Raw genomic sequence first — 23,558 nt, forward strand, 5'->3', positions numbered from 1 at the left:
CCAGGTCAAGGCGATTCCTACGTCATCGCTTTGACGATCGCCTCGCGCGCCAGCCCCACGAACTCGCTTTCGCCGGGGCGGGCAGCGAGCAACCTGAATTCCACCGATGGCAACGCGGGCAGGCCGGGCGCCTGCAGCCGCGCCATGCCCGGACCCAGCGCCGATTCGTTCAGGCAGGCAACACCCAATCCCGCGGCCACGGCCAATTGCAACCCAGCCACGCCGGACGCCACGTGCGACACGGCATAAGGCACGCCACGGCGGGACAGCAGCCGCTCGACGTATTGGCGCAACGCACAGGTTTCCGGCAAAGCCAGCAACGGCAAGGGCTCGGCCAGCGGCGGCATCTCGCCCTCGGCGGCCATCCACAGCAGCGATTCACGGCGCAGCAGCGCGCCGTCGGCTCGGCCGCGCGTCGCCCCCCGCTCCTGGATGACCATCGATATGCCGACGTCGATTTCGCCGCGCGCGTAAGCGGCCTCGATGGCGCCGCTTTTCATGATGGTCACGTGCAGCCGCACCTGCGGATACTGCTCGTTCAGGCGCCGCAGCAGGCGTGCGACGTCCCCGGGCCGGAAGTAATCGGTAATGCACAGCCGCAGTTCGCCCCGCAGCGCGACGCCGCGCATATCGCGATAGGCCTCGTCGCTCAGGGCCAGGATCGAACGTGCATGCGCCAGGAGGCGCTGGCCTGCCGGCGTGGCGCGCACACCTGCCTTGCCGCGCACCAGCAGCGGCTGACCCGCCCTGTCCTCCAGCTTTCGCATCTGTTCACTGACGGAGGATTGCGACAGGAACACCTTGGGCGCCGCCGCCGTCAGGCTGCCCGCGTCCAGCACCGCGACCAGCGTGCGAAGCTGGTCCAGATCAAATCCGCTCATGATTTATCCAACGGCTAGGGCGATGGATAGAATCGTAAATTCCCGCTTTTCCGATGTCAACGCGCTTTCTACACTGGCCCTGTACCTACCCACCCGGAGAGCCGTCATGCCCCACATCGTCATCCATCGTTCCGGCACACCCGATGCCGCCGTTGACCAACGCATCGTCGAATACGTCGCCGCGCTGACCCAGTCCGTGCTCGGCAAAAAGCTGCCCGTCATCGCCATCACGCTGCAACACATTCCGCACGAACTCTGGTTCATCGGCGGGCGTCCCTTGTCCGAGCTTGGCAAGAACGCGTTCCACCTGGACATCAGCGTCACGGACGAGACCAACACCAAGGCCGAGAAGGCGCGCTTCATCAAGGACATCTACGGGGCCTTCCAGGACATCCTGGGCGAGCTGCACGAGTGCTCGTACGTGCACGTCATCGACGCGCGCGCCGCGGCTTACGGTTATGGCGGGCGTACGCAGGAGTACCGGCACCAGCACGGCGCGTTGTAGGCAGCGGCCCCTGATCCGACCTGCGATAGGTTAAGAGGCGCCGCAAGCACCGGGGACGGTGTCAGACACCCCGGGGAACGGCGAATCAGCATGCAACAGCACTTCTGTGGGTGTCAGACACCTTGCAGAACTTCGGCCAAGGTGTCTGACACCCGTCAGAAGTGACCGCCAAGCACGTCTGGCACCTTGCCAAGCAAACAAAAAAGCCGCGCACCCGAAGGTGCGCGGCTTTTCAGTGATCTGGCATCAAGCGGCAGCGGCCGCCTTCAGGCTCAGACCGCGGCTTCGCGCGCGGCGCGCTTGCGCTCGTTTTCGAGCAGGTAGCGCTTGCGCAGACGGATCGACTTCGGGGTGATTTCCACCAGTTCGTCGTCGTCGATGAATTCCACTGCGTATTCCAGCGACATTTGGATCGGCGGAACCAGGCGCACGGCTTCGTCGGTGCCCGAGGCGCGCACGTTGGTCAGCTGCTTGCCCTTGATCGGGTTCACGACCAGGTCGTTGTCACGGCTGTGGATGCCGATGATCATGCCTTCGTACAGCGCATCGCCAGGATTGACGAACATGCGGCCGCGATCCTGCAGCTTCCACAGCGCGTAGGCCACGGCGTCGCCGTTGTCCTGGCTGATCAGCACGCCGTTGCGGCGTTCGCCGATGGAGCCTTCCTTGATCGGCGCGTATTCGTGGAAGATGTGGCTCATCAAGCCCGTGCCGCGCGTCAGCGTCAGGAATTCGTTCTGAAAACCGATCAGGCCGCGGGCCGGGATCAGGTACTCCAGACGCGTACGGCCACGGCCGTCCGGCTGCATGTCCTGCAGGTCGCCCTTGCGGCGGCCCAGCTCTTCCATGACGCCGCCCTGGTGGGCGTCTTCGACGTCAACGGTCAGCGATTCGAACGGCTCGCACTTCACGCCGTCGATGTCCTTGAACACCACACGCGGACGCGAGACGGCCAGCTCGTAGCCTTCGCGGCGCATCGTTTCCAGCAGAATGGTCAGGTGCAGTTCACCACGGCCCGACACTTCGAAAACCGTATCGTCACCGGTGTCGCGAACGCGCAGCGCCACGTTGGACTTCAGTTCGCGGTCCAGGCGATCGCGCACTTGGCGGCTGGTCACGAACTTGCCTTCGCGGCCGGCCAGCGGCGACGTGTTCACCATGAAGTTCATGGTCAGCGTCGGTTCGTCGATGCGCAGCATCGGCAGGGGTTCCTGCGTGACCGGGTCGGTCACGGTGCAGCCAATGCCCAGGTCTTCAATGCCGTTGATCAGCACGATGTCGCCGGCTTCGGCTTCTTCCACCACGACGCGCTCCAGGCCGTGGAACTTCTGGACCTGGTTGATGCGACCGCGGCCGCCTTGACCATCGGGACCGAACTTGTAGGCCACTTCCATGCCGGGGCGCATACGGCCACGGTTGATGCGGCCCACGCCGATCTTGCCGACGTAGCTGTTGTAGTCCAGCGAGATGATCTGCATCTGCAGCGGACCGTTGGGATCGTCATCGCGCTGCGGCACGTGCTGCAGGATGGCTTCGAACAGCGGACGCATGTCGCCTTCGCGCACATCCGCGGTGAGGCCGGCGTAACCGGACAGGCCCGACGCGTAGACGACCGGGAAGTCCAGCTGCTCGTCGGTGGCGCCCAGCTTGTCGAACAGGTCGAACGTGGCGTTGATGACGAAATCCGGACGGGCGCCCGGGCGATCGACCTTGTTGACCACGACGATGGGCTTCAGGCCCAGAGCCAGTGCCTTGCGCGTCACGAAAATGGTCTGGGGCATCGGGCCCTCGACCGCGTCAACCAGCAGCAGCACGCCGTCAACCATGGACAGCACGCGCTCGACTTCACCGCCGAAGTCGGCGTGGCCCGGGGTGTCGACGATGTTGATGTGGGTGCCTTCGTATTCAACGGCACAGTTCTTGGCCAGAATCGTGATACCACGTTCCTTTTCCAGGTCGTTCGAGTCCATGACCCGTTCGGTCAGCGCCTGGTTTTCGCGGAAGGTGCCGGATTGGCGCAGCAGCTGGTCGACCAGGGTGGTTTTTCCGTGGTCAACGTGGGCGATGATGGCGACGTTGCGCAAGGCGCGAGTCATAGCGAGTCCTTTAAGGTCAGGGTGGAGGGCAGCAAGCCCTCCGGCAATTCGTTCAGTGCAAGCAATGCCTGCTTGGGGTCTGGCATGGCCTGCAAGGCTTCCAGTTCAACGGCGCGTTCCAGAGAGAAGGGCCCGACGTGCGTGCGCCGCAGCGCCGTCAGGTGGGCGAAACAGCCCAGCACGCGCCCGATGTCCTGGGCCAGTGTTCGGATGTATGTGCCTTTACTGCAAGCCACATCGATCTCTGCCTGCGTCCCGTCAAGGGACAACAGCTCGATGCGGTGAATCGTGATCTTGCGCGGCGCGCGTTCCAGCTCGATGCCCGCGCGGGCGTACTCGTACAGCGGCTTGCCGTCGCGCTTGAGCGCCGAGTACATCGGCGGAATCTGCTCGATGGTGCCCGAGAAACGTGACAGCGCGTCGCGCAGCGCCTGTTCCTCGACGGCAAAACCGGGTTCGGCGGTCGCCGTGACGTTGCCCGTCAGGTCGCCGGAATCGGTTTCCGATCCAAATTGCAGCGTAGCGCGATATGCCTTGTCGGCGTCAAGCATCGCGCCGGAAATTTTGGTGGCGCGTCCCATGCAGCACACCAGCAAGCCCGTGGCAAAGGGGTCCAGCGTGCCGGTATGGCCGGCCTTTGCCGCGTCCATGGCGCGTTTGGCGCGCTGCAAGGCGTGATTGCTCGACAAACCCACGGGTTTATCAAGCAACAGCACACCGTCGAGCGCAAGCCCGCGTCGTTTAGCCATCGTCGAAATCCGGAAAAATTGAAGCAGTGACGACAGCCCGATCAGGACTGGTCTTCTGGCTCGTCGGGTACGCCCGAGTGCGGGCCGGGGCGGTTTGCGCGGTCGATGAGGATCGACATCTCGATGCCACGAGCGACCTGCTCGTCGTGGAAGAAGCGCAAAGTGGGGACAGTGTGGATGTGCAAAAGCTTGTAGAGCTGCGAATGCAGCCAGCCGGCCTTCTCGTTCAGCAAGGTGGTGGCGGCTTCGGGCTCGGCGCCCAAAACCGTGAACCACACCTTGGCATGCGCGTAGTCGGTCGACAGTTCCACACCCGAAATCGTGATCAATCCAGCGCGTTTGGTGTCGATCTCGCGCTGGATGATCCCGGCCAGATCCTTCTGGATCTGGTCGGCCAGCCGCAGATTGCGGCCGGGAATGGCTTTGGACTTGTGACGGCTCATTAACAATGCCTGGCGCCTGCTTTACAGCGTGCGCGCAATTTCCTTGATTTCAAAGACTTCCAGCTGGTCGCCCACCTGGATGTCATTGTTGCCGCGCAGCGTCAGACCGCAATCGAAGCCCGACTTGACTTCCTTGACGTCGTCCTTGAAGCGGCGCAGCGACTCGAGGTGCCCCGTCCAGTGAACAACGTTGTTGCGCAGCAGGCGGACCTGGGAATCGCGGCGCACGATGCCATCCAGCACCATACAACCGGCGATGTTGCCGAGGCGGGAGATGCTGTACACCTCGCGGATCTCGACCAGGCCGATGATTTCTTCCTTCTTCTCGGGGGCCAGCATGCCCGACATGGCGGCCTTAACCTCATCCACGGCGTCGTAGATGATGTTGTAGTAGCGCACATCGATGCCGTTGTTCTCGGCAAGCTTCTTGGCGCTGGCGTCGGCGCGCACGTTGAAGCCGATGACGACGGCGTGCGAGGCGATGGCCAGGTTGATGTCGGTTTCCGAGATGCCGCCGACCGCAGCGTGCACGACTTGCACACGCACTTCGTCGGTGGACAGCTTGACCAGCGATTGCACCAGCGCTTCCTGCGAACCCTGCACGTCGGTCTTGACGATGAGGGTGAGGGTCTGGGTGCCTTCGCCGAGATTGTCGAACATCGATTCGAGCTTGGCGGCCTGCTGGCGGGCCAGCTTGACGTCGCGGAACTTGCCTTGACGGAACAGCGCGATTTCGCGCGCCTTGCGCTCGTCGGACAGTGCCATCAGTTCGTCACCGGCGGCCGGCACTTCGGTCAGGCCCTGGATCTCAACAGGGATCGAGGGGCCGGCCGTCTGGATCGGCTTGCCGTTTTCGTCGAGCATGGCGCGCACGCGGCCAAAGCTTGCGCCGGCCAGCACGACGTCGCCGCGCTTGAGCGTGCCGCTTTGCACGAGGATCGTCGCGACCGGGCCACGGCCCTTGTCCAGACGGGCTTCGATGACGAGACCCTTGGCGGGTGCGTCTTCCGGCGCCTTCAGTTCCAGCACTTCGGCTTGCAGCAGAACGTTTTCGAGCAGGTCGTCGATGCCCTCGCCGGTCTTGGCGGACACGCCCACGAACGGCACGTCGCCGCCGTATTCTTCCGGCACGACTTGTTCGGCAACCAGTTCCTGCTTGACGCGATCCGGGTTGGCGGAAGGCTTGTCGATCTTGGTCACGGCCACGACGATCGGCACGCCTGCGGCCTTGGCATGGTGGATGGCTTCACGCGTCTGCGGCATCACGCCGTCGTCGGCGGCGACCACCAGAATCACGATGTCGGTCGCCTTGGCGCCGCGGGCACGCATGGCGGTAAACGCCTCGTGGCCCGGGGTATCAAGGAAGGTCACCATGCCGCGCTCGGTGCGCACGTGGTAGGCGCCGATATGCTGCGTAATGCCGCCGGCTTCACCCGCGGCAACCTTGGCGCGGCGGATGTAGTCCAGCAGCGAGGTCTTGCCGTGGTCGACGTGGCCCATGACGGTCACGACCGGCGCGCGCGGCAGTTGCTCGGCTTCGGATTGGGTGGCGGTGTCGTCCAGGAAGGCTTCCGGGTCGTCCAGCTTGGCGGCGATTGCCACGTGGCCCAGTTCCTCGACCACGATCATGGCCGTTTCCTGGTCCAGCACCTGGTTGATGGTGACCATCTGGCCCAGCTTCATCAATTGCTTGATGACTTCGGCGGCCTTGACGGACATCTTGTGGGCCAGGTCGGCCACGCTGATGGTTTCCGGCACGTGGACTTCACGTGCGATGAATTCCTGCGGCGCCGGTTCGTTGCGGCGGTCGTTCTGCTGATTGCGGCCACCACGGCCGCCCGACTTGCCACCGCCCTTGCCACCCGCACGCCAGCCATCGCGGCTGGCCGGGGCTGCCGGCTTGTCGGCGGGCTTCTTGCGCGACGAATCATCGGACCAGGTCGAAGCAACTTCGGCGGTCTTGATGGTCTTCTTGGCGCCGGGCGCGGCGGGCTTGGCGTCCTTCTTGGCCGCGGGTGCGGCGCCGGGCTTGCCGGCAGGCTTGTGCAGCGTGCCGGAGATCGGCGCGGCGGCAGGCGCCTCGGGCTCGGGCGCGCGCAGCACCTTGCGGGGACGGTTCAGCATTTCGCGCAGCGCGGCGGCCTCGGCCTCGGCGGCGCGGCGAGCTTCGTCGCGGCCTGCGGTCGTGGCGGAAGCGGCCAGCGGCGGCGCGGCACGGCGGTTGTCGACGCGACCACCCACCTTGGGCGCAGCGGCGGGCGCGGCGGCGGCGGGCTTCACGGATTCGGATTTCGCGGCAGGCTGCGCCTGGGCGACAGGCGCGGCGGCCTGGGAGGAAGATGTTTCGGACTTATTGGCTAGCACAGCGGGTTCCGGCTTGGCTTCTTCAGCCAGGGGCTCGGTGGTTTCAGTCTTGATTTCGGGCTTGGCCTCTTCGGCCACGGGCTCGGCAGGAACAGCCGCCGGCGTCGATTCGGGTTCAGGCTGTGCCTGGACTTCAGGCGCTTTGGCCTCGACGGGGGCGGGCGCTTCGGCCGCGACGGGTTCAGTTGCCGCGGGCGCTTCGACCGTGGCGGGGGCTTCGGCAGCGGCGGGCTCCTGCTGCGGCGCTTCGGCCTGGGCGGGAGCTTCGGCCTCTACAGGCGCCGTTTCGCGTGCTTCTGCAGCGACAGGCGCCGCGTCAGCTGCGGGAGCAGCCGGTGCGGAAACCTGCGGAGCGGCTTCAGCCGCAACTTCTTCTTCGGAAGGAGCCGAAGCTGCCTGTTCCAGAGCGAGTTCGGACGGGTCGCGCTTGACGAAGACGCGCTTCTTGCGCACTTCGACCTGAATCGTGCGCGAACGCCCGGTAGCGTCGGCTTGCCGGATCTCGGAAGTCTGGCGGCGCGTCAGCGTGATCTTCTTGCCTTCGGTTGCGCCGTGTGCGCGACGCAGCGATTCGAGCAATTTCGCCTTGTCGCTGTCGGTGACGGAGTCGTCAACCGATTTGAGGTCAACGCCAGCCGAACGCAGCTGATCCAGCAGCACGTTGGCAGGCATTTTCAGCTCGGTAGCGAACTGGGCGACGGTATTACTCGACATTAGGCTCTCTCTTCCCTATAGGCAGCTATTACAAACAACGTGAACTTGCGGTGGATGAAGCGGCAGCATCGCCCACCGCAGACCCGTGTCCTTTTGGTTATTCTTCGTCGAACCAATGGGCGCGGGCACGCATGATGAGATCGCTGGCTTCTTCTTCGGTCAGACCGGCGATTTCCGCCAGCTCGTCCGTCGCCAATTCGGCCAGATCATCACGCGTATGCACTTGACGCTCGGCCAGCTTGGCGGCCAGTTCCGGCGTCATGCCTTCGAGTTCAAGCAAATCCTGTGCGGTCTCAAGACGCTCTTCCTGGGCGATTGCCTCGGTCAGCAGCGCATTGCGGGCACGGGCGCGCAACTCGTTGATGGTGTCTTCGTCAAACGCCTCGATTTCCAGCAATTCCTGCATGGGAACGTAGGCGATTTCCTCGATACCGGTAAATCCTTCGTCGATCAGGATGTCGGCGACTTCCTCGTCGACGTCGAGCTTGCTCATGAACGTGGTGCGCAGACCCGAACGCTCGACTTCCTGGCGATTCAGGCTTTCTTCCGGCGTCATGATGTTGATCTGCCAGCCGGTCAGCTCCGACGCCAGGCGCACGTTCTGGCCCTTGGCGCCGATGGCCTTCGGCAGATTTTCCTCGTCGACCACGACGTCCATCGCATGCTTGTCTTCATCGACAACGATGGATTCGACGTTGGCCGGCGCCAGCGCGCCGATGACGAATTGCGCGGGGTCTTCGGACCACAGCACGATGTCGACCTGCTCGCCGCCGAGTTCGTTGCGCACGGCAGTCACGCGCGAACCGCGCATGCCCACACACGTGCCGATGGGATCGATACGCTTATCGTATGCCACGACGGCGATCTTCGCACGCACGCCAGCATCGCGGGCGGCGGCCTTGATCTCGAGCAGACCCTGCTCGATCTCGGGCACTTCGTTCTCGAACAGCTGGCGGATGAACTCGGGCGACGTGCGCGACAGGATCACCTGCTGGCCGCGCGCGGCGTGGTCAACACGCAACACGAAAGCGCGAACACGGTCGGCAACCCGCAGGTTTTCCTTCGGGATCATTTCGGAGCGCGGCAGGCGCGCTTCGATCTTGCCGGTTTCGACGATGGCGTCGCCCTTGTCCATGCGCTTGATCGTTCCGGACACGATGGTTTCACCACGATCCAGGAAGTCGTTCAGCACCTGTTCGCGCTCGGCGTCGCGGATCTTTTGCAGGATCGCCTGCTTGGCCGCCTGAGCGCCGATACGGCCGAACTCGATGGGTTCGAGGGGCTCTTCGATGAACTCGCCTTCCTTGATGCCGGGGACGATTTCTTCGGCGTCCGACAGCATTTCCTGCTTGTCGGGTTCTTGCAGACCGGCCTCATCGGGCACGACCAGCCAGCGGCGGAAGCCTTCGTGGTCTCCCGTTTCCCTATCGATGGAAACACGAATGTCCGCATCATCCTTGAAGCGCTTTTTCATGGCCGAGGCCAGCGCACTTTCGAGAGCGCCGAACACGACGTCACGCGTGACGTTCTTTTCACGCGCCAAGGCATCGACCAACAGAAGAATTTCGCGACTCATCGCTTTTTGCCCTTGAAATCCAGAACGGGATCCAGTTTTGCACGCTCGATATCTTCGACCGTGAAATTCAACACCTGGACTTCGTTCTTTTTTGCCTCAAATTCGAGACCGAACACGGTCTTGTGCATTCCAGCAGCGTCGGAAGCTGCGGCCTCGTCTTCCGGCACGGTCAACGTGCCCGAAAAGACCTTGCGGCCGTCCAATGCCTCGCGCAGCTTGATTTCGATGCGCTCGCCTGCGAAACGGCGGAACTCCGCCTCGGTGCGCAGCGGGCGGTCCACGCCCGGCGAACCCACTTCGAGGCGCTTGTAGTCGATGTTCTCGACCTCAAAGACCCGCGACAATTGGCGGGACACCTGCTCGCAGTCTTCGATGCGCACACCGCCGACCCGATCGATCGTGACGCGCAAAAGGCCCAGGGCGGCACGCTCGACGTCGACAAGTTCAACGTCCATGCCGGCCAGAGCCTCTTCGGTCAATGCGAATAAATCAGCCATATACTCAAAAAAAATGGGCTGCACGCCCAGCCCACCGATATTGCACAGAGCCCAGCCGCTTCCCTACTACACGTAAGGAGCAATGCTGGGCAGTGCCCTCTATTGCGACCTAATTTTTGGCTTGCGCCGCCCTGATTGCCCTACCCGGTGCCTGACCCGGCTGCCTATCCCGGTCTGACCGGGTCAAGCTGGGGTTGGCTGGGTTTGACTGCATACTGCGGCGCTTTTGCACATTTCAGCAGATAGCGCACGCGCCAAGGGACTGCTGCAAACAGCGCCCGGCAACACGCCAGCACAAGGCCATGCGCCCGATCGGCACACATTCAGCCGACGTGCTTTTTGCGGTAAAGCGCACTTGAGAAACCAGTGCTTCCGGCAAAAAGCCATGACGCGAAGCCATGAAAACCATTGATTTTACCAGATAAACGGGAAAATCGCCTGATTCGTCACGGGCTTACGTTTATATGGGACGGATGCGGGGCGGCGGCGCAGTCTGCGAGCCGCCCTGCAAGGATCAGCGGCCCTGACGACCCCGGCCACCGCCCACAACACCCAGACGGGATTCGTGCGCCGACGCGCCGCGAGGCTGCCAATCGTCGCCACGCTGGGCGCCACCCTCGCCACGGGAACTGCCACTACGCGGCGTACGCGGCTTGCCGCCCGCGCCCGGACCCTTGTTGCCGCCGGTGCGCGCGCCTTCGGTCTTGTTGCCGCCGCGGCCGCCAGCGGCCGGCTTGCCGCCACGACCCGGATTGCCGCTACGCGCACCTGCCGGTTTGGCGCCCGCCGGCTTGCCGCCGCCAGGCTTGCCGCCGGACTTGCCGCCCGGCCGGCGGCCCGCGCCTGCCGGCGCCTCGCCCATGCCGCCTGCGGCCGGGTTGCCAGCCATCGAATTGCCGGCCACCGGGCTGCTCGCCATCGGATTGCCACCGGCGGCGTTAGCGGCGGCGCGGGGACCGCGCGCGTTGCCGCCCGTGCGTCCACCCGCCTTGCCGCCCGGCTTACCGCCCGGCTTGCCACCGGACTTGCCGGCGCCAGCAGAGCGCGGCCCCGGCTTGTTCTTGCGATTGCCAAGGCCGGACTCGCCCGAGAGCGGGTGGCCGTTGGCATAGCCACCGGCGATCATGAGACCGGTGCCGAAAGGATCGGAAGGACACGCGGCAGCCTGCCCCGCGCTGCCCACACCGCCACCCTGCAACTTGCCGCGGCGGCCAATGCGGGCGCCGTTCATGCCGTTGCGGTCCAGCGTACCGAATCCGGGAGGCAACGCGCTGTCGTGCGATTGCGGCTGCTTGGAGCGGCGGCGGTTGCCGGACGAATCGTCGTCTTCACGCAACAGTCCCAGCTGGACCATCAGCGCGGTAACCAGGGAAGCGTCCAATTCGTCCCAGCGGCCGCGGCGCAGGGTGCGCGGCAGCACCACATCACCGAAGCGCGTGCGAATCAGGCGGCTGACCGTGACGCCGACCGCTTCGAACATGCGGCGGACTTCGCGGTTGCGGCCTTCCTGCAGCGTGACGCGATACCAGCGGTTGCTGCCGTCGCCACCCAGGTAGTCCAGCGCGCCAAATGCGGCAAGACCGTCTTCCAGCTCAATACCATCGACGAGCGACTGGCGCTGCGCCTCGTCCATTTCACCCAACACGCGAACGGCGTACTCGCGTTCCGTGCCATATCGGGGGTGCATGATCCGGTTGGCCATGTCACCCGACGTCGTGAAGATGAGCAGGCCTTCGGTGTTCAGGTCAAGGCGACCCACCGAGAGCCACTTGCCGGTGCGCAGCTTGGGCAGCCGGGCAAAGACGCTGGCGCGGCCACCGGGGTCGTCGTGGCTGACGATCTCGCCGGCGGGCTTGTGATACAGGATCACGCGCGGCGGCTTTTTGGTGTTCGTGCGCATGATGGGCTTGCCATTGACGCGCACCTGATCGTTGGGACCCACGCGCTGGCCGATATGCGCCGGCTCGCCATTGACGGACACCCGGCCCGCCACGATCAATTCTTCCATCTCGCGGCGCGAACCGATCCCGGCGTCGGCCAGCACCTTGTGCAGCTTGGGCATGACCGCTTCGCTATTCAGGTACTTGCCCAGCCGCTGCTCCATGCGGTCAGCCGTATCCAGGTAGGACAGCGCCTGCTCGGCTTCCTGCTCGCCACCCCGGGAGTCCGCGGACTCAACCGGCGCAGCGGGCGCGGCGGCCTGCCCTTCGGCGGCGGGCGCCTGCTCGGCGGCAGCGTCGCCGCGGCGGCGGCGGAACGGCGTCCTCAGCTTGCGGCCGCGGCTGCGGGCGCCGGCTTCGCCTTCAGCGGCCGGTTCGCGCGCGGCGGAGGATTCCGGCTGCGCGCCGGCAGCGGCGTCATCCGAACGGGGGGTGTCGTCCTGCATTGCTGTATTCGTTGTCACTGGGACAGCTCCGAATTTCAAACTTGGGTAGGCCTGCGGGGAGCAGGCTCGTCATCATCTGGGGACGCCGAATCCGGTTCAGACCCGGACCGGTCGGGGTCCGCCTCTTCCGAGGCCGCGGAGGCGGCATCGGGTTCGGGCTGAACGGCCTCGTCAAGACCATGAACGGGCTCACGCCTGGCGTCGCCAGGGGCCACGGCATTGGTCTTGTCAGTCGGGTCAGTCGGTTCCGCGTGTTTTGCGTTCTCGACTCTTTCCTTTGCAGCACCGGCCTCGGAGGCATCGGCGGCCATATCGGAAATGTCGTTGCCAGCTCTGTCGTCGGGAAGATCGGGCGAGAGCGGCGTATTGGACAAGCCTTCGGCTTGCTCCCGGACGGTGGATTCGTCGGCGGGATCCGCGCCTTCTTCTGTGCGCGAAAGCTGGGATTCTACGCTATCGATGGCCGCTATGGGGGCATCGTCTTCCGAAACAGACAATTCCGCAACGGGGAAAATCTCGGGGGATCCGGAGTCAGCATTGGCGGAGGACGGATTTTCGCCCTCTTGCGGTGCTTCTTGCGGTGCTTCTTGCCCCGGTTCTTGCGACGCGCCAACGCCCGCCGCGAAGAGGCCATCCGCCGCCAAATCAGGCGTTTCCGCCACCGCCTCCGCTGGCGCGGCGTCCAGACTGCCCTCGCCCTCGCCCTCGGCCGGCGCCAGCGCCTCGCCCAACACCTGCTGCACCTCGCCCAGATCCAGGCCAGCGAGCGCGGCAGCGGCGTGCGCGGATTCCAGCGGCGGCAGCTCATCCAGCGCGCGCAGGCCCAGATCGTCCAGGAACTGGCGCGTGGTGCCGAACAGCGCGGGGCGCCCCGGCGCGTCGCGATGGCCGATGACTTCGATCCAGCCGCGATCCTCAAGCGCCTTCACAATCTGCGACGAAACCGTCACACCCCGGATGTCTTCGATATCACCGCGCGTCACGGGCTGGCGCCAGGCCACGATGGCCAGCGTTTCCATCACGGCGCGCGAATACTTGGGCGGCTTTTCGGGGCTCAGACGCTCCAGGTAGCGCTGCATGCTGGGCCGGCTTTGGAAACGCCAGCCTGAGGCGAGCTGCACCAACTCCAGCCCACCGTCGGCCCAGTTGCCTTGCAAGGTCTCCAGAAGCCGGCGCACCGTGCCGCTGTCGAACTGTTCATCATCCCCGAACAGCTTGCGCATATCGGAAATCTGCATCGGCTGCACCGCGCACAGCAGCGCGGTTTCCAGCACGAGTATTGCCTCGCTATCGTTCATCGACATCCAAATTCAAAAATGGGCTAACTTGCGCTTGGTTGGAAATAAGGTTAATATTCTTTTCTCAGACGCGGGGTGGAGCAGTCTGGCAGCTCGTCGGGCTCATAACCCGAAGGTCGTAGGTTCAAATCCTGCCCCCGCAACCAATTTGATGAAGGCCTGGCATTCGCCGGGCCTTTTTCATTTGCGGCGCCGGATTCAAAATAAAAACTCGAACGGGCAGCGTCGCAATTCAAACCCACGCCGTAGTGCACGCCATAATGCATTTCGACGCCACCAGCCTTGGTGCTGCGGAATCTGCATCCAGACATCTCGGCACGGCTGCCCACGGATTTCCCCGCGCGGCGCTCGCCCGCAAACGACCAGGCCGCCGCATGAGCGGCGACACAACAGTCAATGTTGGCTTGCGAAATTGTCACTGGGTTCCTGTTTTACCGCCACGCCCTCGCCTCATGGCGCAGCCCTGCGCGAAACCGCCACGCCGGCGCCTGTAAGGCGGAATGCCTGCCGCAGCTGCGAGGCTGCGGCAAACGTCTGAGCAAATTCTGGAAAAGCTGGCGCCAGCAACGCTGACGCCCATCGCCAATATGGCCGCGGAACGCGCCGGAACCGCCGGCACCAACCCTTTCCGCGAAATTGATAGCAAAAGACTAGAACCAACAGGCATCGGCCACTGCCGTGCGGCGGAAACGCCGCTACCAGTAAGGCTTGCCCCCCCTTGCGCAAACCGAGCTGAGCTCTGGATTGCGCCGGCCTGCCACCAGGCCGGAACGATTGTTAAGGTTTTTTTGGGTCAAATGCCGGCAAATTATACCGCCATCCCTTCCGCCCTCAAGCCGCGGCGCACCCGCCATGCAGTCATACATGCGCCAGCCATGCAGCCGACCCTCCCCGCCATCTATCCCGCGGGCTTATCCCACGGCGCGGATCCTAACCGTTCGGCAAGATAATCCAGCATCGAACGCAGAATCAGCGGCATCTGGCGGCGCGAGGCGTAGACCCCATAAATGCCGAGTACCTGGGGTTTGCACTGCGGCAGAACGACCTGCAGCTTGCCCGAGGCGATGTATTCGGACGCATAGTAAGTGGGCAACATCGCGATGCCCGCCCCTTCGACGGCGGCGCTGCACAACACCGACACTTCGTTGGCGCTGATGCTGCCACCCACGGGCACATCGACCGGTTCGCCATCGCGCTCGAAACGCCACAGGCTTTTGCCGAAATACGAATGGGTCAGGCAGTTGCGCAGCGACAGATCTTCGATGCGCGCCGGCACGCCTTCGCGCGCCAGGTATTCCGGGGAGGCGCAGACCACGGAGCGGCACTCGGCCAGCTTGCGCGCAATCAGATTGGGATCCAGATCATTGGTGATGCGCACCGCGAGGTCGACGCGCTCTTCCACCAGATTGACCGCCCGCTCGACCAGCATCAGGTCCACCGACGTGCCGGGATGCCGTTTGACGTAGTCGGTGACGGCCGGCGCCAGATGGCGGGCGCCAAACGACATGCTCGTGGTGATGCGCAACAGACCGCGCGGCGTGTCCTCGGGCGTGGCGACAGCGCTATGCAGATCGCCAACCATATCCAGCATCTGACGGCAGCGCGGCAAGGTTTCGGCGCCGGCCGGGGTCAGACTGAGGCGCCGAGTCGTGCGATGCAGCAGGCGCACGCCGACCCATTGCTCCATCTCGGCCAGGTATCGCGACACCATGGCGCGCGACATGTCCAGATGGACGGCGGCCGCCGACAGGCTGCCCCGATCGGCAACCTCGACGAACACCTGCATGGCTTTCAGTCGATCCATCATTGTCTCGGCAAGTGCATCAGACCGTACCGGTTATACCGTATTTCCGTGCAGCATCAGCAACGGAATATCGATCAATGAAACGGGGTCCTTCCGCGCAATCAGGCGGACGGCTGACCCAACGCCTGGCGCACGGCGGCGGCCACCTCCGGCACGGCCAAGCCGCGAACGATGAACACCAGCCGCGAGGCGCGCACCTCGTCCGGCCAGCCGCCCAAGGACTGCAAGGGATACAACTCGCCATGCACCCCATGCACCTCACAAGGATGCGATTCGCCGTCGAAGCAGACGAGCCCCTTCATTCTTAGCAAGCCTTGCCCGTAGCGCTCTTGAATGCGCGCAATACCCGCCAGAAACGCCGGCCGGCTCAGAGACGCTTGCAGCGTGAGTGAAAAACTGCTTACGTCCGCATGGCGTGCGGCGGCCTTCTGGGAGAACGCCCCAAGCCACTTTGCCGTGGCCACCCCATCGCGTCGGGCAAGAAGATCCGGACCCTCGCGCAAGTCGGCGGCCAGCGGCGCATCGGGGCGCTGCACGCAGCGCTGGGCGCCGGGATTGATGACCGCGATCGCCTGCTCGACATCACGCAGTTGCGCCGCACCGACAAGATCGGACTTGCTGATCACGACCGTATCGGCAAGCGCAAGCTGCCGGGCCGCCTCGGGTTGCGCGTCCAGCTGGCCGACGCCATGCGTCGCCGACACCACGACGAACGCGCCGCGATACGCGTAGCGCTCGGCCAGAAAACGTTCGTGCTTGAGGGTGAAGAGGATGGGCGCCGGATCCGCGAGACCGCTGGTCTCGATGATGACGCGGCGGAACGGCTTGATCTTGCGTCCGAGGGCCTGCATGAAGAGATCGCGCAAGGTGTCGACCACCGAACCGCTGACCACGCAGCACAGGCAACCGCCCTCGACCAGCACAACTTTGTCTGGCGCCAGACGTACCAGATGATGGTCGACGCCGATATCGCCATATTCGTTGACGATGACCACTGCGTCGGCATACGCAGGCTCTTGCAGCAGGCGGTTCAAGAGCGAGGTCTTGCCGCTGCCCAGAAAGCCGGAGATGACGGTGACGCCGACGCGCTTGTCTTGCACGGAATGGTTGCCCTGCGCGCCTTGATCGCGCCCGCGTTTGTCGTCATTCATGCCGATCGCCTTCTTTGTCGATGCGCTCTTGGTGCACACGTCGTGGACACGCATGCCGCAGACCTGCGCATAGCGAAACGCCACCGCAAAAACCAAAAGGGCCACTCACTTGCGTGAGCGGCCCAAAATTCTTTTGGCTCCCCGAGCTGGGCTCGAACCAGCGACCTGCGGATTAACAGTCCGTCGCTCTACCGACTGAGCTATCGGGGATCTGCCAAGACCGAAATTATGAACTAAAAATTCAGCGCATGCAAATCTCGTTTTTTTCTGAATTTTTTGCGCTTCTTGCTGCCCATCGCGAAAAAATTCTGATATAGTTTCGGTCTTTCCAGATCGGGCCCCAAAAAAGGCAGCGAACTGGAAGAAAAAAGATGTTTTGCTTACCGCTTTCCGGCTTGGTCCAGAAACAAAAGCAAATGGTCTTGCCGGCATAGCTCAGTTGGTAGAGCAGCGCATTCGTAATGCGAAGGTCGTAGGTTCGACTCCTATTGCCGGCACCAGATTTCCAAAAAGCAGCCCTCTCGGGCTGCTTTTTTCATTTCCGGCCCTCGCCGGCGCTGTCCGCACCCTGGCCGGGAACTCGCGCTGACCGCCACGCGTCCAACCCCCTTGGACCATCCCAGCGGAAAAAACATGCGCATTCTTCTCGTGGAAGACGACATGATGATCGGCGAAAGCGTATTGGACTGCCTGCGCGCGGAACACTATGCCGTCGATTGGGTTCGGGACGGCAGCGCGGCGGACTCTGCACTGCGCACCGATCCCTACGACCTTGTCCTGCTCGACCTGGGCCTGCCAAAACGGGACGGCCTGACCTTGCTGCGCGACATGCGCACGCGCAAGGACCGTACGCCGGTGCTCATCGCCACCGCGCGCGACGCGGTCAGCGATCGGATCGCCGGGCTGGATGCAGGCGCGGACGACTACATCGTCAAACCCTATGACGTGGACGAACTGCTGGCGCGCATGCGTGCCCTGATCCGCCGCAGCGCGGGCCGGGCCGAGCCCATCTTCGAGCACGACGGCATCACCATCGACCCGCAGTCGCACGCCGCCATGGTCGACGGCGCGCCGGTGGCGTTGACCGCCCGCGAATGGGCGGTGCTCGAACCCCTGATCGCGCGGCCGGGCATGATCTTCTCGCGCGCCCAGCTCGAGGAAAAGCTCTATAGCTGGAAGGACAGCATCAGCAGCAACGCCGTTGAGGTTTATATTCATGGCCTGCGCAAGAAACTGGGTCCGAACCTGATCCAGAACGTCAGAGGCGTCGGCTATGTCATCCCCAAAACATGAGCATTCCGCTTAGCTATTCGCTGAGAGCCCGGCTGCTTTTCTTTCTGCTGGCCGCCATCGCGGTCGGCGCGCTGGTGCAAGGCGCAATCGCCTACCGCAGCACGTTGGCGCAAGCCGACGACATCTTCGACTCGCTGCTGCAGCGCACCGCCCTGTCGCTAGGCACCGGCGACGGGCTGCTAAGTACCGGCCCCACCCACGCGCGGGGCGCCGGCTCACCCGTTGCCGACGACCTCATCATCCAGATCTGGACGCCGGATGGTTTGCGCGTCTTCAATTCCCGTTCCCGCCTGCGCCTGCCCAGCCAGATCGTGCTGGGATTTTCCGACGCAAAGCTGGAAGGCGAAACCTATCGCGTGTATTCGCTGGCCACGCCGTTCCAGGTGATCCAGGTGGCGCAGGACATGCGCGTGCGCAAGAACATGGCCAGCACCCTTGCGCTGCGCACCGTCGCGCCGATCGCCGCCGCCGCGCCGCTGCTGATGCTGATCATCTGGTGCGTGGTGAGCTGGTCTCTGCGTCCGGTCAAGCGCGCACGCGCACAAGTGGCCGCGCGCCAGCCCGAAGACCTGTCCCCCGTCAGCGTGCGCGGGTTGCCCGATGAAATCCGCCCGTTGGTGCAGGAGCTGAACCTGCTGCTCGAACGCATGCGCGGCGCTTTTGCCCAGCAGAAGCAATTCGTGGGTGACGCGGCACATGAACTGCGCTCGCCGCTGGCGGCATTGCGCCTGCAAATGCAGGCGCTGCAGCGCGCGCCAGACCCCGACGCGCGCCAACTTGCCGAACACCGCCTGGCCGCCGGCATCGATCGCGCCACGCGGCTGGTCGAGCAGCTATTGTCGATGGCGCGCCAGGAAGGCGCCCAGGAACAGACGCCGCTGGCGCCCGTGGACCTGGGGGACGTGCTGCGCCAGGCCCTGTCCGAAACGCTGCCCGAGGCGAACGCCAAATCCATCGACATCGCGCTGGACGGCGACGCCCAGGCGCAGGTGCAGGGCAATCGCGATGCGCTGGTACTGCTGGTGCGCAATCTGCTGGACAACGCGATCAAGCACTCGCCTGCCGAGGGCCGCATCGGGATGCGTCTGGACCACGGCCCGGACCGCATTTCGTTGCTGATCGACGATGAGGGGCCGGGCATCCCGGTCCATGAGCGCGAACGCGTATTCGACCGCTTCTACCGCGCCGAAGGCAACACCACGCATGGCAGCGGACTGGGGCTGGCCATCGCGCGCACCATCGCTGACCGCCACGGCGCCACCATCACCCTTGAAGACGCGCCCGCCGGCCAAGGCCTGCGCGCACGCGTGGATTTTCCCGCTTAAGTTTCACCTAAGCGTGCGGCCCGAAGATAGCGCCATGTTCCCAACATGATCGCAGGAGCCGACATGAAGACCACGCAAATCAAACCCTCGCGCCTCGTCCTGGCGCTGCTGGCTGCCGGCGCCATTGGCGGCGCAGGCGCAACCGCCTTGACCGGCAGCGTTTCGATGGCTGCCGAAGCCCCCGCAGCCGCTGCGGCTTCCCAGCCGATCAGCGCGTCGGTGCCGCCCAACTTCGCGCAGATCACTCGCGAGTCCGGCCCGGCCGTCGTCAATATCAGCGTCAGTGGCACGCGCAAGGTGTCCGCCACCGAAAGCGACGACCCGCTCGCGCAGTTCTTTGGCCAGGTTCCAGGCGCACGTGGCCGCGCGCCGGCCCGTGAAGTACCGATGCGCGGCGAAGGCTCGGGCTTCATCGTCAGTTCGGACGGCATCATCCTGACCAACGCACATGTGGTCCAGGACGCCAAGGAAGTGACCGTGAAGATGACCGACCGCCGCGAATACAAGGCCAAGGTCCTGGGCGCCGACCCGCAGACCGACGTCGCCGTCATCAAGATCGAGGCGAAGAATCTGCCGGTCATCAAGGTGGGCGACGTCAACAAGCTGCAGGTTGGCGAATGGGTGCTGGCCATCGGCTCGCCATACGGCCTGGAGAACACGGCCACCGCCGGCATCGTCAGCGCCAAGGGCCGTTCGCTGCCGGACGACACCTCGGTGCCATTCATCCAGACCGACGTGGCCGTGAACCCCGGCAACTCGGGCGGCCCGCTGTTCAACGACCGCGGCGAAGTGGTGGGCATCAACTCGCAGATCTATAGCCGCACCGGCGGCTTCCAGGGCCTGTCGTTCTCGATTCCCATTGATCTGGCCTACAAGATCAAGGATCAAATCCTTGAGCACGGCAAGGTGCAGCATGCGCGTCTGGGCGTGACGGTGCAGGAAGTGAATCAGGACCTGGCCGACTCGTTCAAGCTGGATTCGCCGTCGGGCGCGTTGGTGTCGAGCGTCGAAAAGGGTAGCGCCGCCGAAAAGGCCGGCTTGCAGCCGGGCGACGTGGTGCGCAAGATCGACGGCAAGACCATCGTGTCTTCCGGCGATCTGGCTTCGACGATCACCATGGCCGCCCCAGGCGAGAAGATCAAGCTGGACGTGTGGCGCAATGGCGGTCAGAAGGAAATGGTCGCGACGCTGGGTGGCGTGCCCAAGGACAAGTCGCAGGCGTCGGCGGACGGCCAGGAAGTGCAGCGTGGCCAGCTTGGTCTGGCGCTGCGTCCCCTGAACCCGCAGGAGCAGCAGGAGTCGGGTGCGGAAGGCCTGCTCATCGAGCGTTCGGCCGGCCCCGCCGCCAAGGCTGGCATTCAGCCCGGCGACGTGCTGCTTTCGCTCAATGGGGTGCCGGTGCACAACGTCGGCCAGGTGAAGGCCGAGTTGTCGAAGGCGGGCAAGACCGTGGCCTTGCTGGTGCAGCGCGGCGAAGACAAGATCTTCGTGCCGGTGCAGATCGGCTGATCAGCCGGGTGTCACTCCGCGTCGGGCTGCTTGCCCGGCGCGGCCGCGTCAAATGCCGGCAACGCACGGCAAGCCGCGTCGATGCGCAGCACATTGGGCATGGCCGATAGGTCACACTCGAAGCGCTGCGCATTCGCCACTTGCGGCACCAGGCACAGGTCCGCAATGGTGGGCGTGTCGCCGTGGCAGAACTGGCCCGTCGCGCTGGAGCCGGCGAGTTGGGCTTCCAACGCCTCAAGGCCCTGATGCACCCAGTGCTTGTACCAGGCGGTCTTGGCGGCTTCATCCACGCCCAGCGTGTGCTTCAGATACTTCAGCACGCGCAGGTTGTTCAGCGGATGCGTGTCGCAGGCAATGCCCAGCGCCAGATCGCGCACGCGGGCGCGGCCGATGGCGTCCGCCGGCAGCAGCGGCGTTTCGGGATGCGTTTCTTCCAGGTATTCGATGATGGCCAATGACTGGCCGATGACCGCATCGCCATCCACCAGCGCGGGGACCAGCGCCGTCGGGTTCACCTTGCGGTAGTCGGCCGACAACTGCTGGCCGCCATCCTTCAGAAGATGCACCGGCACGTATTCGTACGGCAGGCCTTTCAGGTTCAGGGCGATGCGCACGCGATACGCGGCCGAACTGCGGAAGTAGCTGTAAAGCTGCATGTAGTCTCCTCGGTATGCTTGTGGCGCCGCCCGCGTGGGCGGCGCTTGTTCATTCCAGCGATTCGGTCTTGGCCGCCTTGCGCGACAAGCCCTTGGGCAACGGGAACGCCACGTTCTCTTCCAGGCCCGGCATCTTGCGCACCGAGACGGCGCCCAGTTCCTTGACGCGCGCAATCACCTGCTGCACCAGCACTTCCGGCGCCGAGGCGCCCGCGGTCACGCCAATGCGCTTGCGGCCCACGAGCCATGCCGGATCGATGGAGTCCGCGCCGTCGATGAGGTACGACGCGACGCCCTTGCGCTCGGCCACTTCGCGCAGACGATTGGAGTTCGAGCTGTTCGGGCTGCCCACGACCAGCACCAGATCGCATTCCGGCGCCAGGATCTTGACTGCATCCTGCCGGTTCTGCGTGGCATAGCAGATGTCGCTTTTCTTGGGCTCGGCGATGCTGGGAAAGCGTGCCTTGAGCGCCTGCGACACCGCGGCCGCGTCGTCGACCGACAGCGTGGTCTGCGTGACGTAGGCCAGGTTTTCCGGATCGGTGACCTCAAGGCCGGCCACGTCTTCGACGGTTTCGACCAGGTACATGCCGCCCTGCGCCTGGCCCAGCGTGCCTTCGACCTCGGGATGCCCCTTGTGGCCGATCATGATGATCTCGCGGCCGGCGGCGCGCATGCGCGCGACCTCGATGTGAACCTTGGTGACCAGTGGGCAGGTGGCGTCAAAGACCTGCAGGCCGCGCGATTCGGCTTCGGCGCGCACGGCCTTGGAGACGCCATGCGCCGAGAACACCACGATGGCGCCCGCGGGCGCATCGTCGAGCTCGTCGATGAAGATGGCGCCCTTGGCGCGCAGATCTTCGACGACGTAGCGGTTGTGGACGATCTCGTGGCGCACATAGATGGGCGCGCCGTGCAGTTCGATGGCCCGCTCGACGATATCGATGGCGCGATCCACGCCTGCGCAGAAGCCGCGCGGCTGCGCCAGCAGGACTTCGGCGTCGGAGGCGGTGACAGCCTGGCTCATTAAAGGACTCCCAGCAACGCCACGTCCACTTTCAGGCTGATGCCTGCCAGCGGGTGGTTGAAATCGAACAGCGCGGAGTCGTCGTTGATTTCCTTGAGGACGCCCGAATAGCGGCCGCCGTTGGGCGCGGTGAATTCGACCAGGTCGCCGGGTTCGAACGTGGCGTCCTCGCCGGCATGTTGCGCCAGCATGGCGCGCGTCACGCGCTGGATCAGTTCGGGATTGCGGTCGCCGTAGGCGTCGGCCGGTTCGATGGTGACGCTGAACTTGTCGCCCTCGGCGCGGCCGACCAGCGCGGCCTCAAGGCCGGGCGCCCACTGCCCGCCGCCCATCTGCAGCGTGCCGGGACGGCCGTCGAAGGTGTCGGTGAACACGGAACCCGCCCCCGGGCCCGAGGCCAGCGTGATGCGGTAATGCAGCGTCAGGTAGGAATCCGGACGGACCAAAACGTTCACTTCATTAGAGGCGATGCTCACGATCTGCCACCGTATGGGTATTTGAGTAAACCCTGATTTTAGAGCCTCTTATGAAATTGTCCGTCCGGCTGCCAAAACAAGACCGTCCCCGAGAGCGTCTGCTACGTCACGGGGCCGCATCCATCCAGGACGCCGAGCTTCTTGCCGTCGCCCTGCGCACGGGTATTCCGGGCCTGAATGTCGTGGATCTGTGCCGCCAGTTGCTGGCACGGTTCGGCGGACTGCGCGGGTTGCTCAGCACCTCGCCGCAGGACCTGATGGCCATCGCCGGCCTGGGGTCATCCAAGGCCTGCACCCTGGCGGCCCTGCTGGAGCTGGCCCGCCGGGCGCTGGAAGAAGACCTGATCCGGGACGCCTCGATGCACCACCCGAGCCGAGTAAAACAATATTGCAAGGCGGCGCTCGGCCATCTGCAGGTGGAGCACTGCATCGCCCTCTTCCTGGATGCGCAACTGCGCCTGATCACCACGGGCGAACTGGCGCGGGGCACGCTCTCGCAGGCGGCGGTCTATCCCCGGGAGGTCGTGCGCGAAGCCCTGCGCCACCATGCGGCAGCGCTCATCGTGGCTCACAACCACCCGTCCGGCGTGGCGTCGCCCCGCGCCGCCGACCGCGCCTTCACCCGGCACCTGAAGGAAGCCCTGGCGCTGGTGGACATCAGGCTGGTGGACCACCTGATCGTCGCGGGAGGGTCCGCGGTGTCACTGGCTGAACTGGGCTGCCTCTGACCGCAGCAAGCGCCGGAATTCCGTTAGACTACCGCCCAATATTGTTTTAGGCTTAACCTAATTCTGGCCCTCGCGACCTT

General features: G+C 64.6%; 19 protein-coding genes and 3 tRNA genes. 7 read left to right on the forward strand and 15 right to left on the reverse strand.

The genetic code is table 11. The features are described 5' to 3' along the window. Nucleotides 1–17: 17 nt before the first annotated feature. Complete coding sequence (locus tag AC6LJW_RS10360) at nt 18–881, reverse strand: LysR family transcriptional regulator (protein ID WP_498087206.1); 864 nt, start codon at nt 879–881, stop codon at nt 18–20. Between the two features lie 106 nt (nt 882–987). On the opposite strand from AC6LJW_RS10360, the gene AC6LJW_RS10365 reads away from it, so the two are divergent. Then, a complete protein-coding gene (locus tag AC6LJW_RS10365; RefSeq protein ID WP_498087207.1) occupies nt 988–1,386 on the forward strand; it encodes a tautomerase family protein in 399 nt (132 codons plus the stop codon). Nucleotides 1,387–1,658: 272 nt separating this feature from the next. On the opposite strand, the gene typA is transcribed toward AC6LJW_RS10365, so the two are convergent. From typA to scpB, 8 genes are all read right to left on the reverse strand, one after another. Continuing rightward, nucleotides 1,659–3,482, reverse strand: coding sequence for a translational GTPase TypA (gene typA, locus AC6LJW_RS10370; protein ID WP_056567494.1), 1,824 nt, complete (start codon nt 3,480–3,482; stop codon nt 1,659–1,661). Next, nucleotides 3,479–4,231: a tRNA pseudouridine(55) synthase TruB gene (gene truB / locus AC6LJW_RS10375; protein WP_056567497.1), complete on the reverse strand. Its 753-nt coding sequence runs from the start codon at nt 4,229–4,231 to the stop codon at nt 3,479–3,481. Before truB ends, typA begins: the two co-directional genes overlap by 4 nt. 41 nt (nt 4,232–4,272) lie before the next feature. Then, complete coding sequence (gene rbfA / locus AC6LJW_RS10380) at nt 4,273–4,674, reverse strand: 30S ribosome-binding factor RbfA (RefSeq protein ID WP_056567500.1); 402 nt, start codon at nt 4,672–4,674, stop codon at nt 4,273–4,275. 21 nt (nt 4,675–4,695) lie between these two features. Beyond that, nucleotides 4,696–7,752 carry a translation initiation factor IF-2 gene (gene infB / locus AC6LJW_RS10385; protein WP_056567505.1) on the reverse strand — a complete coding sequence of 1,019 codons (3,057 nt, stop codon included), beginning with the start codon at nt 7,750–7,752 and terminating at the stop codon, nt 4,696–4,698. Nucleotides 7,753–7,849: 97 nt separating this feature from the next. After that, complete coding sequence (gene nusA, locus AC6LJW_RS10390; RefSeq protein ID WP_056567508.1) at nt 7,850–9,328, reverse strand: transcription termination factor NusA; 1,479 nt, start codon at nt 9,326–9,328, stop codon at nt 7,850–7,852. After that, complete coding sequence (gene rimP / locus AC6LJW_RS10395) at nt 9,325–9,825, reverse strand: ribosome maturation factor RimP (protein WP_056567511.1); 501 nt, start codon at nt 9,823–9,825, stop codon at nt 9,325–9,327. The genes nusA and rimP overlap by 4 nt, the downstream gene beginning before the upstream one ends. A 514-nt stretch (nt 9,826–10,339) precedes the next feature. Then, nucleotides 10,340–12,211 (reverse strand): 23S rRNA pseudouridine(2605) synthase RluB, encoded by a 1,872-nt coding sequence (gene rluB / locus AC6LJW_RS10400; RefSeq protein ID WP_498087208.1) that lies wholly within the window; start codon nt 12,209–12,211, stop codon nt 10,340–10,342. Nucleotides 12,212–12,246: 35 nt separating this feature from the next. Further along, nucleotides 12,247–13,509, reverse strand: a complete 1,263-nt coding sequence (gene scpB, locus AC6LJW_RS10405) for an SMC-Scp complex subunit ScpB (protein WP_498087230.1) — start codon at nt 13,507–13,509, stop codon at nt 12,247–12,249. 69 nt (nt 13,510–13,578) lie between these two features. Between scpB and AC6LJW_RS10410 the strand changes: the two genes are divergently transcribed. Beyond that, nucleotides 13,579–13,655, forward strand: a tRNA-Met gene (locus AC6LJW_RS10410). Nucleotides 13,656–14,407: 752 nt separating this feature from the next. Here AC6LJW_RS10410 and AC6LJW_RS10415 read toward each other — a convergent pair. The 3 genes from AC6LJW_RS10415 to AC6LJW_RS10425 all read right to left on the reverse strand — a co-directional run bounded on the left by AC6LJW_RS10415 (nt 14,408) and on the right by AC6LJW_RS10425 (nt 16,674). Then, nucleotides 14,408–15,313, reverse strand: coding sequence for a LysR family transcriptional regulator (locus tag AC6LJW_RS10415; protein WP_498087209.1), 906 nt, complete (start codon nt 15,311–15,313; stop codon nt 14,408–14,410). Nucleotides 15,314–15,414: 101 nt separating this feature from the next. Then, nucleotides 15,415–16,464 (reverse strand): CobW family GTP-binding protein, encoded by a 1,050-nt coding sequence (locus tag AC6LJW_RS10420; RefSeq protein ID WP_498087210.1) that lies wholly within the window; start codon nt 16,462–16,464, stop codon nt 15,415–15,417. Between the two features lie 134 nt (nt 16,465–16,598). Next, a tRNA-Asn gene (locus tag AC6LJW_RS10425) sits at nt 16,599–16,674 on the reverse strand. A gap of 214 nt (nt 16,675–16,888) precedes the next feature. On the opposite strand from AC6LJW_RS10425, the gene AC6LJW_RS10430 reads away from it, so the two are divergent. The 4 genes from AC6LJW_RS10430 to AC6LJW_RS10445 all read left to right on the forward strand — a co-directional run bounded on the left by AC6LJW_RS10430 (nt 16,889) and on the right by AC6LJW_RS10445 (nt 20,591). Further along, nucleotides 16,889–16,964, forward strand: a tRNA-Thr gene (locus tag AC6LJW_RS10430). A 133-nt stretch (nt 16,965–17,097) separates the two neighbouring features. Next, entirely contained in the window at nt 17,098–17,757 is a 660-nt protein-coding gene (locus tag AC6LJW_RS10435) for a response regulator (RefSeq protein ID WP_056567519.1), read from the forward strand. Continuing rightward, nucleotides 17,754–19,082 carry an ATP-binding protein gene (locus tag AC6LJW_RS10440; protein WP_056567522.1) on the forward strand — a complete coding sequence of 443 codons (1,329 nt, stop codon included), beginning with the start codon at nt 17,754–17,756 and terminating at the stop codon, nt 19,080–19,082. Before AC6LJW_RS10435 ends, AC6LJW_RS10440 begins: the two co-directional genes overlap by 4 nt. A 63-nt stretch (nt 19,083–19,145) precedes the next feature. Then, complete coding sequence (locus AC6LJW_RS10445) at nt 19,146–20,591, forward strand: DegQ family serine endoprotease (protein WP_056567524.1); 1,446 nt, start codon at nt 19,146–19,148, stop codon at nt 20,589–20,591. 11 nt (nt 20,592–20,602) lie between these two features. Here the strand turns inward: AC6LJW_RS10445 and maiA are convergent, their stop codons facing one another. From maiA to AC6LJW_RS10460, 3 genes are read right to left on the reverse strand one after another with little or no spacing between them, the layout of a single operon-like run. Beyond that, nucleotides 20,603–21,247 (reverse strand): maleylacetoacetate isomerase, encoded by a 645-nt coding sequence (gene maiA, locus AC6LJW_RS10450; protein WP_056567528.1) that lies wholly within the window; start codon nt 21,245–21,247, stop codon nt 20,603–20,605. 49 nt (nt 21,248–21,296) lie between these two features. Beyond that, the gene (gene ispH / locus AC6LJW_RS10455; protein ID WP_056567530.1) at nt 21,297–22,274 is read right to left on the reverse strand and encodes a 4-hydroxy-3-methylbut-2-enyl diphosphate reductase; all 978 of its coding nucleotides are present in this window, start codon (nt 22,272–22,274) and stop codon (nt 21,297–21,299) included. After that, on the reverse strand, nt 22,274–22,750 hold the full coding sequence (locus tag AC6LJW_RS10460) for an FKBP-type peptidyl-prolyl cis-trans isomerase (RefSeq protein ID WP_105237960.1): 477 nt from the start codon (nt 22,748–22,750) through the stop codon (nt 22,274–22,276). The genes ispH and AC6LJW_RS10460 overlap by 1 nt, the downstream gene beginning before the upstream one ends. 50 nt (nt 22,751–22,800) lie before the next feature. Here AC6LJW_RS10460 and radC point away from each other — a divergent pair, with 50 nt between their 5' ends. Beyond that, nucleotides 22,801–23,478 carry a RadC family protein gene (gene radC / locus AC6LJW_RS10465; protein ID WP_498087211.1) on the forward strand — a complete coding sequence of 226 codons (678 nt, stop codon included), beginning with the start codon at nt 22,801–22,803 and terminating at the stop codon, nt 23,476–23,478. Nucleotides 23,479–23,558: the final 80 nt, after the last annotated feature.

The organism is Achromobacter sp. 1012554356, assembly GCF_059760815.1.